Origin of the sequence: Chiayiivirga flava (genome assembly GCF_014202825.1) — a bacterium.
Taxonomy (GTDB): domain Bacteria; phylum Pseudomonadota; class Gammaproteobacteria; order Xanthomonadales; family Xanthomonadaceae; genus Chiayiivirga; species Chiayiivirga flava.
In genome coordinates, this window is record NZ_JACHHP010000002.1 from 784,215 (window position 1) to 796,881 (window position 12,667).

A 12,667-nucleotide genomic window follows, 5' to 3' on the forward strand; every position below is an offset into this window, starting at 1 on the left:
CGGACTGACCGGGTCGCAGTTGCCCAAGTTTCGCAGCGATCTATACAGAAAATATACGATTCGTATATAATAGCGGTCCAGCCACCCGCCGAGACCCCGCATGGGCATCGTCAACATCGACGACGAACTGCACGATCAGCTGCGCCGCGCCTGCAGCGTCACCAGCCGCTCCGTCAACGCACAGGCCAGCTACTGGATCCGGCTGGGCATGCTGTGCGAGATGCACCCGGGCCGCAGCCTGCAGCAGATCGTCGCCGAGCGTCTGCTCGCGGCCGGTGTCGCGCGTGCGCCGGAGGACAAACCGGACGCCACGCACGCGTGATCAAGCGCCCGGACGAGATCGAACGGCTCGCGCGTGCCGGGGCGCTGCTGGCGCAGGTGTTCGCGCGACTCGACACGCTGCCGCTCGAAGGCCGCAGCACGATGCAGATCAACGACCTGGTCGAACGCATGATCGTCGACGAGCTGCAAGCCCGCCCCGCCAGCAAGGGCCAGTACGGGTTCGGCTACGTGCTCAACGCGTCGATCGACGATGTCGTCTGCCACGGCGTGCCGTCGAACGCTGACGTGCTGCGCAGCGGCCAAATCGTCAACCTGGACATCACGCTGGAGAAGGACGGCTACATCGCCGATTCGAGCACCACCTACCTCGTCGGCGACGTGGCCTACCCGGCGCGCCGCCTGGTCTCCGCCGCGTACCGCGCGCTGTGGCACGGCATCGCGGCGGTGCGCCCCGGCGCCCGCACCGGCGACATCGGCCACGCCATCACGCGCTATGCACGCGCGCAGGGCTACAGCGTGGTGCGCGAGTACTGCGGCCACGGCATCGGCCGACAGATGCACGAAGACCCGCAGATCCTGCACGACGCCCGACCCGGCACCGGCCCTCTGCTCGCCGAAGGCATGGTCTTCACCATCGAACCGATGCTCAACCAGGGCAAACGCGCGATCCGCACGGCGCCGGACACGTGGCCGGTCTACACCCGCGACGGCACGCTCTCGGCCCAGTTCGAACACACCGTCGCCGTCACCCGCACCGGCGCGCGTGTGCTCACCCTGCGCCCCGGCGAAACGCCGCTGGCCGCGACCGGGTAGCGCGCGCGCAGGGCGCGACCGCGCGCCTGCGGCCGCGGCTCGACGCCACCGCGTTCCCACTCACGCCAGCGCGATCGTTCCCGCCACCACCGCAAGCACCCCGGCAAGCCACGAACCCACGATCGGCCAGTACGCACCGGACCGATTCAACGCCAGGAACAGATATCCAGGCACCAGCAGCGCCAGCAAACCGGACGCCGCGCTGTGGCGAAATGCCGCCACACACGCCAGCAGTTGCGCCAGAGTGGTTACCAGCATGCCCAGCACGATCACTCCGCCCCAGCTCACGACATGGTCCCCGGTCCGTCATTCCGACAGATTCGCACGAATCAGCGCCACGGTCCCGGCCAGCTGTTCGTCCGGCACCCGAACCCGCTCGCGCCGCTGTGCATCCCCGCCGGCATCGTGCGCGGTGCCGCGCGCGCGTCCGGCACCGTCGAACGTGGCCAGTTGCGGCGGGCCGATGCCCCAGTCGCTGCCCGGCTGGCGGGGCACCACGTGGAAATGGAAGTGCGGCGTTTCCTGCCCGCTGAAGACGCCGTTGTTCTGGAAGGTGAGCAGTCCGAGCGGCCGGTACGCGCGCACGAGCGCCGCGGCCACGCGTCTGGCCGCGGCCAGCACGGCCGCGCACTCGTCGTCGGACAGATCGAGCAGCGTGGCGACATGCCGGCGCGTGATCACGCAGCATTGGCCGACCTCGAACTGCCACGGATTGATCACGGTCAGCGTGTGATCGCAGTCCGTGATGATCCTCCAGCGCTCGTCACGCGCTGCCACGCACAGATCGCACGGGTCCCGGACGGGAAGTTCGATCATCCATCACTCCACATGCGCGGCCTTGCGCGAGATCGGTCGGATTCTGCGCCGTGCTGACTGGCCTGCGACCGCTTGCCGCTCATTGGCACCTGTCTCGCCATTGTGAGTGGCTCGAAAGTGTCTACAAAAGGCTGGGCGATTCAAGTCGGCTTGGACACGTAGTTAGCCGCCGATGCCGGGCCGCTTGGAGAACAGTTGCTCTGCGATTGCCAAGCCGCGCTCAAGTGCTTGCGGCTCGAGACATACCGACTTGAAATTGCTGCGCGGATTGTCGATGCAGCCCTGCGCATACAGACGATCCATGACATCCCAGTTGTAACCCTTCCAAGAGCGACCGCCATCGAAGCTAAACAGCGCTAAGAGAGCAAGTACGGTTTCGTCGATGCGCTGATCATCGAGCTGCATTTGCAAACCTCCGAGTAGCGAGGCAATTGTAGGCGACTAACGCCTGAGTTAAGCCGCGCCGCGGAGCGGCGTCGCCCTGGATGAATTGTTACCCGCGTGCCCAGTTACTAGTAGATCCATAGGTCGCCCTCCTTAGGATCTTTAGGCTCGTCTGGCTGCACAAAGATTCTTGGCTCGGTCAGCTTGTCGAGAGACTGGAGAAGGCCGGGACCAATCTCCATCGCCCACTCAGATGCTCTCCGGTCGACCTCGGCGCCATGTACCGCGGCATTCAGCAGGCCAACCAGGTCGGCAAGTACCGACCTCTGCTTGGTAGTGAGAACTCCACGCTTATCCAGCTCTCGGAGGATGGTGCTGATGCCCCGCGAGCGGAGAGGGACCTGATGCTACTCTGCGAGACGCAACAGTCGGCGTTCAATCTCGATGCGCAGCCCAGCAAGTGCCAGATTGGGGTCGCGATCTGCAACAAGTTGGAACGAGTGTTCAGGAGCCGGACTCCCCGACTCGGAGGAAATCAGTCCTGCGTCTTGAGCGCGGCTAGAGACTTGATACATCTCTTGCAGCTCGACCTTCCAGCCGCCGGGAAGCTCCAACGTTTTAATGAGCGGTGCCAGCCACGGGATGATCGCAACAGCGAGCAACCCGAGAGTAATTGCATCGATCGCAAGGTTCGGAAAAAGCAGGTGAGCCAATGCGAGCGCGAGCGCCGCCAGAGTGACAATACGGCGAACACGCCGTTGCAAAGTCACAGCGGGGCTTTCTTGTTTAGGTTCGTGGGCGGCTGTCATGTGTGTTTAGCGGCTAACGCCAGAATTAAGCCGCGCCGAGAAGCGGCGTCGGCTTGAATGAATTGTTAGGCGCCACTTGCAGCACTCTGCATGTGCTCACGAATCTTCCGCTCCAATTCCGCAAACTCCTCCATGAGCCTGTCGCACTCAAGCTTGGATGCTTGGCAAAGGGCATTGGTACGCATCCTGACGGCCCCATCTTGTTCATAGATGGGGCGCTTCACCGCAGCCGGGTGTGCGGGGTGTCCCGGAGGAGTAAACGACCAGATTGAACGCTCCTCTCCGTCTTGCATCGAGACGACAGTCCACCCATCCTGCTCCCTGACCTCGGCAAGCGGGTTGCTCTTTAGGTCTTCGAAAGCCTCCGCAACGCTAGCGTAGCCAATTGAGCTCGTTCTTGGCCCGTCCGTAGCTATGACGGATCCAGCGGCTAGTGCCAAGATGAGGGGAAGTAGATGCTGAACTCTCATGTGGCACCTAACGCCGCGTTAAACGGCCGCGGGCCGAATATACATCAGGAAACACGATGACCTGTCCCCGCGGTCCGTTTGAACGCATAGTTAGGTTGATGGCGCGCAGCACTGAGAGTATGCCTTTCCGCTTTCACATGGACACGGAGCTGAGGGATCAATAGGGCGATCAGGAGCGTAGATATCGAAGCCTACCTCGATCCCGCGTGCAGCAAGGGCAGACATTGTAGCTACTGAGAGGGAACATCCTTCATTCGATCCTTCCATGAACAGACCACAGAACAGATCGATCTGATACTTCTGATTGAGCGTCGACCACACCGCCATGTCAGAGGAAAGGGCCGAGAGAACTTCGTGGACTTGGTGGTCCAGATCCTCCGGCTCGCGCGGCGCGGCGGTGATCTTCCACATCCCCGTCTTTCGGGTTATGACGTGCCCGGTGCTTGTGTGCCGAACTTCCCCCTTCGAGTACGAGTCCGTCGGCCTTGAGCCGAGAAGCACTGAAATCTCGTCAGGAACGAGGTCGTCCCCGAAGATTCGGAGCGCTGCCCGAGATTGCGAAATGCTAGACACAGCAACCTAACGCCGCGTTAAGCGGCCGCGGGCCGATACAACATCAGGAAACACGATCGCCTCTCCTCGCGGTCCGCTTGAACGCATAGTTAGATCGCATACACCGCAGCCAGCTGTTCTTTGACTAGCCTTGATAGAGCATGAAATGAAGTTAGCGCATGACCATGCTGCACTGACAGAGTTGAAGCCAAATGAGCAAGCTCCAGAGGCGGGCGCGCCCCAAAGCCATACCTTGTGGTTCCGGTTTCAGAATCGCGCTTGCGGCTAACCAGCCCGCTGAATCCATGCACCAATCGAGGCGGAGCGGAATGGTTGTAAAGGTTTCTAAAATTACCGGTCGCCTCGGAGTACGCAGAGTCCGAAAGGCCTGACAGCGAATTTAGAAGCGAAGGCCCAGTGCTCCACCTCTCGACGCAGCGCTTCATAACGCGATAGTCGATCCCCGTGTCGTTCGGCAGACGCGACTCTCCCCAGGAAGGGTCAGTAGCCTTGTTCGCCTGGTGTGACAGGTGGCTGGCCGCGAAAATGAACCTGAAGCGCAAAGCATACGGCGTTTGGACCGCTGAAAGCGCAATGGAATCAATTAGCTCGATCGCAAGAGTGAGCTGATCGAGTGCTTCACAATCTGGAAGAACCTTTGACCAAGCTTCGAGCTGACCGATTCTATGCCCGAAGGCGTTAACTTCATTTGCTAGGTTGGGAAGGTGCTCCCGAAGCAATTCGTGGTACGGCGCAAGATTGAATGGGTTGCTATCGCGGGTCTCGACGTGGCCGTAAGGGGCTAGTTCGAACTCAGTGGATGTTTCGTAGAAATGTTCTCGCGCCTCCTGGAGGGCCCGCAGAATCAGCGCAGTTTCTTTGACGTACTCAGGGTTGCCCATGATGCGACCTAACACCTTAGTTAAGCCGCCGCCTGCGACGGCAACGGTTCGGAGCCGTGCCTTCCCAGCGGTCGGCTTGAATGAATAGTTAGATTTATTTCTGTACGTAGAGGGCGACTAAAAGCGCCAGAAGTGCAGTAATAATGATGTTTCCCCACTTGTTGCGCATGGACAGCACAGATCGCAGCAATTTATTTTTGTAGCGAAGATCATTGAGTAACAGCCAGTTGAGCCGTGCACGATCAATGACGCCACTCGAATCATGACCACACAAGGACGTCATACGCGCCACAAAAAAGAACTTTTTCAGTGCGTCTTGAATTTTTGATAATGTGAGCTCGGCCGGATCGATCGGACGATACAATAAAATTTCTTTGAAATTAGATTGGACTCGATCGGATTTGCGTGGATAAACGATGAAGATTACATGTCCTGATATAGACTGCGACGCTACTAGTGCGCCACCACCTTCTAATGCTGCGGCACCTTCAGCGCCTGTTTTAATAAATCCAGTTGTAATTTGAATCGTCTCTTCGTTGGGTGTTGGAAACAATTTGACATCAACTGGGAAAGGGTAGCTGCAACTCGATGCGTCTTCACGCGCATGGGAAAATGCGCCATAAATTCTGTCACGCACGAACACGCGCCAGTTTAAGCGCCTGTACCACAGTAGGTCGTGTGCTCTACTGAGCTTTCTGGTCTCCTCCAGCATCAATTCGCTCACGGCAAAATCTAACACCGTGTTAAGCCGCCGCTGCGCGGCAGCGGTCCAGAGGAACGAAGCATATCCTCAACGGTCGGTTTGAGCACACAGTTAGTCATGACGCGTGGAGGAGATCCGAGCGGCGGCGATGCCGGCAACGACAAGCAAAAGCACGATTATCGAAGCGCCCCCGATGGTCGGTACCGAATGGTGCGCGGAGCCCGACTGCGAAACTCCTTCCGACACGACAAAAGGTTGCGAAAATGCACTGCGCAGGACAGGAGGGCCGCAGTCATTGACGGCGGACGCAACGTACAGCTCGTAACGGACGGTGTACTCGCCAGGCGCGAACGGTCCCATTACAAACCGGACGTTGTAGGCGGGCGGCGTGGCGAAACAGAAGCAATCAATCTCGTCGCGAACAAAAATCGTGTCGCCAGCCAGCACATGAGAAGCATGTCCTCCACAGCCGGAACCGGTGTACGTGAACAGTACTTGCTCACGTGATGTAGGCGCTGCGGGTGCGGTTTGGATCATGGCTAACGCCTGAATTAAGCCGCGTTGCGAAGCAACGTCGGCTTGAATGAATTGTTAGACGGGAGCATCGAGGGAGAACCTGCCGTCATCGAAGTATCCGCGAAGCCGATAGGCTCGCCACTGTACTCTTGCTCTTTGAATGATCGTCGGTTGTTGCCCATGAAAGTAGGCATGGCAAATGGCAAAGTCCATTGCTTCTCGTAAATATGTGCCGAGAACGAGAAGCTCTTTTGTCCTTGCGCTGGTGCGCTGATCTTTCATGTGGGCGATGTAGACGGGCATCCATTTAATTGTGCGAAAGCCAGAATCTAAACCCCAAAGTGGATAACGCGTCTTGAGCCTAACTTGATCAATCTCTTTCGCGACGGCATCTGCCTGAGTTCGAGTCGCTGCAAATGTTGCGTCGGTCTTGCACTGGCTCATCTTCACTGAGAGCGCGACCAGTTGATACAGTTTGTTTCCCAGTTCCGTAAAGTCATTGGCTAACGCTGTCCGTCTGGTGCTGCGCAAATCAGATTGCCGCGCAAAATGCGCTGACACGAACAGGCTAACGACAGAAAAGACAGCCGCAACCGCTGCGGCAAGTAGAGTTGCATCCCCCTGATCCACCGCGATCTCTCCGTTCCCGTCTAACACCTATGGGACACCACGGATGTGGTGCGTAACGCCGGGGTGTAACGCTGTGCCCGGCAGGAAATTTCCCATGCGAATCCCCGATGTCGCCCGAGTTACGCCCCATTGCGTGGGGTGTAGCGTTGGGGTTTTTCCGGCGCGGGGAGACATGGATGGCATCGTTGCATTCACGGGAGGGTGGCGCAAGCGAGGTCGGTGAGGCGCCGCGGTTGCTGGATCGGGTGCGGTTGCGGGTCCGGCGGTTGGGGTTGGCGCTGCGGACCGAGGAGGCCTATGTCGGGTGGGTGCGGCGTTTCATTCTTGCGTGCGGGAAGCGGCATCCGGAGACGATGGGCGCGCGTGAGGTGGAGTGGTTTCTCTCGCGGTTGGCGAGCGAGGGGCGGGTGTCGGCGTCGACGCAGAATCAGGCCTTGGCGGCACTGTTGTTTCTGTATCGCGAGGTGCTCGGGGTCGATCTGCCGTGGATGCACGATATTCGGCGGGCGAAACGGCCGGAGCGGTTGCCCGTGGTGTTGACGCGCGAGGAGGTGGCGCGGGTGCTGGGGCAACTGGAGGGTATGTCTTTCTTGATGGCGGGTCTGTTGTACGGCGCGGGGTTGCGGTTGATGGAGTGTTTGCGGCTGCGCGTGCAGGACGTGGATCTTGCGCGGCGCGAGATTACGGTGCGGCATGGGAAGGGTGGCAAGGATCGGCGGACAATGTTGCCGGCGGCATGCGTGGGAGCGTTGCAGCGGCAGCTCGATGCAGCGCGGGAGGTGCATCGGCGCGATCTGGAGGAGGGGTTCGGCGAGGTGTGGTTGCCGGATGCGCTGGCGAGGAAGTCTCCGACGGCAGGGCGCGCGTGGGCGTGGCAGTACGTGTTTCCGGCGCGGGCGCGGAGTGTCGATCCGCGGAATGGCGCGGTGCGTCGGCATCATGTGGACGAGAAGGTGTTGCAGCGGGCGGTGTTTCGCGCCGTGCGGCAGGCCGGCATCGAGAAACACGCCACGTGTCATACGTTGCGGCATAGTTTCGCAACGCATTTGATCGAGGCCGGTTCGGATATCCGCACGGTGCAGGAATTGCTGGGGCATACGGATGTCTCGACGACACAGATTTACACGCACGTGTTGCAGCGGGGTGGATTGGGGGTGGTAAGTCCGTTGGATGTGGGGTGAAGTGCGGGAGGCGTTTTGGCGTTTCTGCGGGTGGTGGTGCGGGTGCGTGCGGGGGCGCCCTCATCCGCCTTCGGCACCTTCTCCCGGCGGGAGAAGGGAGCAAGAAAAAGCCCCGCATGGGCGGGGCTTTTTCTGAGGCGTGCCGGAGCAGGGCTCAGCGTTTCATCGAGGTGAAGAACTCGTCGTTGGTCTTGGTGTTCTTCATCTTGTCGAGCAGGAATTCGATCGCGGCCAGTTCGTCCATCGGATGCAGCAGCTTGCGCAGGATCCAGATCTTCTGCAGGAAGTCCGGTTCGATCAGCAGTTCCTCGCGGCGCGTGCCGGAGCGGTTGATGTTGATGGCGGGGTAGACGCGCTTTTCGGCGATGCGGCGGTCGAGGTGCACTTCCATGTTGCCGGTGCCCTTGAACTCCTCGTAGATCACCTCGTCCATCTTGCTGCCGGTGTCGATCAGCGCGGTGGCGATGATGGTCAGCGAGCCGCCTTCCTCGGCCTTGCGCGCGGCGCCGAAGAAACGCTTCGGGCGCTGCAGGGCGTTGGCGTCGACACCACCCGTCAGCACCTTGCCCGACGACGGCACCACGGTGTTGTAGGCACGGGCGAGGCGCGTGATCGAGTCGAGCAGGATGACGACATCCTTCTTGTGCTCGACCAGGCGTTTGGCGCGCTCGATCACCATCTCGGCGACCTGCACGTGGCGCGCGGCCGGTTCGTCGAAGGTGGAGCTCACCACTTCGCCGCGCACGGTGCGCTGCATTTCCGTGACTTCTTCCGGGCGCTCGTCGATGAGCAGCACGATCAGGTGCACGTCCGGATGGTTGTAGGTGATCGCGCTCGCGACGTTCTGCAGCAGCATCGTCTTGCCGGCCTTGGGCTGCGAGACGATGAGGCCGCGCTGGCCGCGGCCGATCGGCGCGACGAGGTCGAGGATGCGGCCGGTGATGTCTTCGGACGAGCCGTTGCCGCGTTCGAGGGTGAAACGCTGGCGCGGGAACAGCGGCGTGAGGTTTTCGAACAGCACCTTGTTCTTCGACGCTTCCGGCGGCTCGCCGTTGATCGTCGCGACGTTGTGCAGGGCGAAGTAGCGCTCGCCTTCCTTCGGGCTGCGGATGCGGCCGGTGATGAAGTCGCCGGTGCGCAGGTTGAAGCGGCGGATCTGGCTGGGCGAGATGTAGGTGTCGTCCGGGCCGGCGAGGTAGCTGGCGTCGTGCGAGCGCAGGAAGCCGAAGCCGTCCGGCAGGATTTCCAGCACACCGTCGGCAGCGACGCCGTCGCCGTGGCGGGTGAGGATCTTCATCACCGCGAAGGTGACGTCCTGCTTGCGCATGCGCGCCACGCTCTCGCCGATGCCGAGCTGGTCGGCGATGTCGAGCAGCTTGTTGGCCGGCATGCGCTTGAGGTCGGTCAGGCTGTAGACCGGGAAATCGGCCGGCAACTGGATCGGCGGGCGGTTGTCGTGCTGCGGGGTGTCGTCGTCGCCGTCGCCGTCGGCCATCTCGCCCTGCTGGCGCTGGTTGTCGCGATCGCGTCCGCGGCGCCGTTCGCGGCGGTCGCGGTGGCGATCGCGGTTGTTGCGCGGCGGGTTGTTCTGGCCGCCCTGGCCGCCGCCCTGCGCCTGGGGCGTCTGGCCGCCGGACTGTCCGCCGGCCTTGTCGCCCGGCTTTTCACCGTCGGGCGCGGCTGCATTGGCCGACGCCGCTGTACCGGGCGCAGCCGGGGTGCTGGACGAGGGGGGGCTGCTGGCGGCGGGCGCGTCGTGTTCGGTGCGCGCGGGCGCGGCGGAGCCGCCGGTGTCGGTATCGTTTTCGTGCACGGGAATTCCTCGCGGGCTGCGAGTCGGGGGAGAAGGATGCGATTCGAGAAAGGAGCGGAGCGAGCGCTCCGTCAGATGGAACGAAACTTACACCGGCAATCGCGGGAGGTAAAGACGCGGCGCGAGATTTCGTTCATCGCCAGCACGGTGTCCGCGCCGGCGCATGGGTACCGGCGCACGCATGCGGCGCCGGCAACCGAGGGCGTCAGAGGGTGCGATCGATCAGCTGGGTGAGCTGCGCCTTGCCCACCGCGCCCACCTGGGTGGCCTGCACCTTGCCGTCCTTGAAGATCATCAGGGTCGGGATGCCGCGCACGGCGTACTGGCGCGGGGTCTGCTGGTTGTGGTCGATGTTGATCTTGGCCACCTTGAGCTTGCCGGCGTAGGTGTCGGCCAGCTCGTCGACGATCGGCGCGATCATCTTGCACGGGCCGCACCATTCGGCCCAGAAATCGACCAGGACCGGTTCGGCCGAATCGAGCACCAGGCTCTGGAAATCGGCGTCGCCGACGTTGAGGATCTTGTCGTTCATGGGGCTCCTTTAAACGTTGCGGCGCGGCGGGCGTCCGCATCGGCTACAATTTGGCGGCTAAACGATCCGATTCAAGCACCGCACCACGTCGATACCACGTCATCGGCCGCCGAAGTCCGCCGCAGTGTGCGGGCAAGCGGCCGGCCACGCAAGCCAAGCCAAACCGCACCTGCCGTGCCCGCGCGAGAGCGACGATCTCGCAACCATCGCGAACCGCGATACGCTCCGGAACGAGCCGCAATCATCTGATTATCTTCAGGTTTCTGCGGACTCCGAAGCCGCGGAACGCCCCCACGAACGCGCATGGGCGCGTTCGAAGAAGGACGCATGAACGCAACGCCGCAAGACCACCAGACCACCGCTCCGCACCCGCCCGAGACGGCACCCGCGATCCCCGAGACCCGGGTTCCCGCCCCGGCGGTGAAAGCCGGCGAGAAGCCACTGACCGATATCCCGCTGTCCAGTTTCGACCTGCATCCAACGCTGAAGGCCGGCCTCGACGCCGCCGGCTTCACCCGCTGCACCCCGATCCAGGCGCTGACCCTGCCGCTGGCCCTCAACGGCCGCGACGTCGCCGGCCAGGCCCAGACCGGCACCGGCAAGACCCTGGCCTTCCTCGTGGCCGTGGTGAACCGCCTGCTGACGCGCCCGGCGCTGGCCGAACGCAAGCCCGAAGACCCGCGCGCGCTGATCCTCGCGCCCACGCGCGAACTCGCGATCCAGATTCACAAGGACGCGGTCAAGTTCGGCGCCGACCTCGGCATCAAGTTCGCGCTCGTCTACGGCGGCGTCGACTACGACAAGCAGCGCCAGCTGCTGCAGGCCGGTGCCGACGTCATCATCGCGACCCCCGGCCGCCTGATCGACTACGTGAAGCAGCACAAGGTCGTCTCGCTGCACGCCTGCGAAATGTGCGTGCTCGACGAAGCCGACCGCATGTTCGATCTCGGCTTCATCAAGGACATCCGCTTCCTGCTGCGCCGCATGCCGGTGCGCACCGAGCGCCAGACGCTGCTGTTCTCGGCCACGCTCTCGCACCGCGTGCTGGAGCTGGCGTACGAGCACATGAACGAGCCCGAAAAGCTCGTGGTGGAATCGGAGTTCATCACCAACGCCAAGGTGCGGCAGGTGGTGTATTTCCCGGCCAACGAGGAGAAGCTGCCGCTGCTGATCGGGCTGCTCTCGCGCTCCGAAGGCGCGCGCACGATGGTGTTCGTCAACACCAAGGCGTGGGTGGAGCGCGTGGCGCGGGGGCTGGAGCGTGCCGGCTACCGCGTCGGCGTGCTGTCGGGCGATGTGCCGCAGAAGAAGCGCGAGTCGCTGCTCAACAAGTTCCAGAAGGGCCAGCTCGAAATCCTGGTGGCCACCGACGTGGCCGCGCGCGGCCTGCACATCGACGGCGTCAGCCACGTCTACAACTACGATCTGCCGTTCGACGCGGAAGACTACGTGCACCGCATCGGCCGCACCGCGCGCCTCGGCGCCGAGGGCGACGCGATCAGCTTCGCGTGCGAGATGTACGCCGAGAGCCTGCCGGGCATCGAGGCCTACATCGAGCAGAAGATCCCGGTGGAAGCGGTCAATGCGGACCTCCTGCGCGCGCTGCCGCGCAAGCCGCGCGAGCCGGTGGACGGCGACGACGCGACGAACGAGGACGGCGACAGCGTCACGGAAATCTTCCGCGAGGTGCGCGAGGCCAAGGCGGCCGAACGCGAGCGCGAAGGTGGCCGCGGCGGTGGTTCGCGCAGCCGCGGCGACGCGGGCTCGCGTGGCGGCAACCGCGACGGCGCCTCGCGCCCGCGCGGTCCGCGCCCGCCGCGCAGCGGTGCGCCGCGCGAAGGCGCCGGCGTGGCGCCCGACGGCACCGTCGTGGAGCGCGCGCCGCGTCCACCCCGCGCGCCGCGCCCGCCGCGCGACGCGGCCCCGGGCACGGTGTCGCAGGCCGCCGATCCGGCGCAGCCGGCCACCGCGCCCGATCCGAACGCACCGGCGCGCAAGCCGCGCCGTCGGCGCGGCGGCCGCGGCCGCAATCGCGGCGACGCCGGCACCGTGCCGGCCGAGCAGGCCACCGCGAAGGCCGCGGCGTCCGCGCCTGCGGCCGCGGCACCCGCCGCGCCGGCGGGCGACAAGCCGTCGCTGATCGGTCGCATCAAGCAACGCGTCAGCGGCTTCTTCAAACGGCCCACGCCGCGGCACTGAGTGCGGTGTCGACCCCTGCCGACACCGGCAGGGGTACGCGCGCGGACGGGTTTGCTACAGTGCGC

General features: G+C 63.2%; 15 protein-coding genes. 4 read left to right on the forward strand and 11 right to left on the reverse strand.

Features of this window, described 5'->3' with window-relative positions; all coding sequences use genetic code 11:
• Positions 1-100: 100 nt before the first annotated feature.
• Positions 101-322: a ParD-like family protein gene (locus tag HNQ52_RS07775; RefSeq protein ID WP_183960532.1), complete on the forward strand. Its 222-nt coding sequence runs from the start codon at positions 101-103 to the stop codon at positions 320-322.
• Positions 319-1,095, forward strand: coding sequence for a type I methionyl aminopeptidase (map, locus tag HNQ52_RS07780; protein WP_183960533.1), 777 nt, complete (start codon positions 319-321; stop codon positions 1,093-1,095). Before HNQ52_RS07775 ends, map begins: the two co-directional genes overlap by 4 nt.
• Before the next feature lie 60 nt (positions 1,096-1,155).
• Here map and HNQ52_RS07785 read toward each other — a convergent pair whose 3' ends face one another.
• The 9 genes from HNQ52_RS07785 to HNQ52_RS07825 all read right to left on the reverse strand — a co-directional run bounded on the left by HNQ52_RS07785 (position 1,156) and on the right by HNQ52_RS07825 (position 6,877).
• On the reverse strand, positions 1,156-1,383 hold the full coding sequence (locus HNQ52_RS07785) for a hypothetical protein (RefSeq protein ID WP_183960534.1): 228 nt from the start codon (positions 1,381-1,383) through the stop codon (positions 1,156-1,158).
• 18 nt (positions 1,384-1,401) lie between these two features.
• Positions 1,402-1,911, reverse strand: coding sequence for an HIT family protein (locus HNQ52_RS07790; RefSeq protein ID WP_183960535.1), 510 nt, complete (start codon positions 1,909-1,911; stop codon positions 1,402-1,404).
• Between the two features lie 162 nt (positions 1,912-2,073).
• Positions 2,074-2,316 (reverse strand): DUF6429 family protein, encoded by a 243-nt coding sequence (locus HNQ52_RS07795; protein ID WP_183960536.1) that lies wholly within the window; start codon positions 2,314-2,316, stop codon positions 2,074-2,076.
• A 386-nt stretch (positions 2,317-2,702) separates the two neighbouring features.
• Positions 2,703-3,104 carry a hypothetical protein gene (locus HNQ52_RS07800; RefSeq protein WP_183960537.1) on the reverse strand — a complete coding sequence of 134 codons (402 nt, stop codon included), beginning with the start codon at positions 3,102-3,104 and terminating at the stop codon, positions 2,703-2,705.
• Positions 3,105-3,664: 560 nt separating this feature from the next.
• Complete coding sequence (locus HNQ52_RS07805) at positions 3,665-4,147, reverse strand: DUF4279 domain-containing protein (RefSeq protein ID WP_183960538.1); 483 nt, start codon at positions 4,145-4,147, stop codon at positions 3,665-3,667.
• A gap of 89 nt (positions 4,148-4,236) precedes the next feature.
• Positions 4,237-5,043, reverse strand: a complete 807-nt coding sequence (locus HNQ52_RS07810; RefSeq protein WP_183960539.1) for a hypothetical protein — start codon at positions 5,041-5,043, stop codon at positions 4,237-4,239.
• 79 nt (positions 5,044-5,122) lie between these two features.
• Entirely contained in the window at positions 5,123-5,767 is a 645-nt protein-coding gene (locus tag HNQ52_RS07815) for a hypothetical protein (protein WP_183960540.1), read from the reverse strand.
• A 75-nt stretch (positions 5,768-5,842) separates the two neighbouring features.
• Positions 5,843-6,268, reverse strand: a complete 426-nt coding sequence (locus HNQ52_RS07820) for a hypothetical protein (protein ID WP_183960541.1) — start codon at positions 6,266-6,268, stop codon at positions 5,843-5,845.
• A 54-nt stretch (positions 6,269-6,322) separates the two neighbouring features.
• Entirely contained in the window at positions 6,323-6,877 is a 555-nt protein-coding gene (locus HNQ52_RS07825) for a hypothetical protein (protein ID WP_183960542.1), read from the reverse strand.
• Positions 6,878-7,053: 176 nt separating this feature from the next.
• On the opposite strand from HNQ52_RS07825, the gene HNQ52_RS07830 reads away from it, so the two are divergent.
• Positions 7,054-8,058 carry an integron integrase gene (locus HNQ52_RS07830; RefSeq protein WP_183960543.1) on the forward strand — a complete coding sequence of 335 codons (1,005 nt, stop codon included), beginning with the start codon at positions 7,054-7,056 and terminating at the stop codon, positions 8,056-8,058.
• A gap of 154 nt (positions 8,059-8,212) precedes the next feature.
• Here HNQ52_RS07830 and rho read toward each other — a convergent pair whose 3' ends face one another.
• The gene (rho, locus tag HNQ52_RS07835) at positions 8,213-9,946 is read right to left on the reverse strand and encodes a transcription termination factor Rho (protein ID WP_221282005.1); all 1,734 of its coding nucleotides are present in this window, start codon (positions 9,944-9,946) and stop codon (positions 8,213-8,215) included.
• A 130-nt stretch (positions 9,947-10,076) separates the two neighbouring features.
• On the reverse strand, positions 10,077-10,403 hold the full coding sequence (gene trxA, locus HNQ52_RS07840) for a thioredoxin TrxA (RefSeq protein ID WP_183960544.1): 327 nt from the start codon (positions 10,401-10,403) through the stop codon (positions 10,077-10,079).
• A gap of 327 nt (positions 10,404-10,730) precedes the next feature.
• On the opposite strand from trxA, the gene rhlB reads away from it, so the two are divergent.
• Positions 10,731-12,602, forward strand: coding sequence for an ATP-dependent RNA helicase RhlB (gene rhlB, locus HNQ52_RS07845; RefSeq protein WP_183960545.1), 1,872 nt, complete (start codon positions 10,731-10,733; stop codon positions 12,600-12,602).
• Positions 12,603-12,667 lie beyond the last annotated feature (65 nt).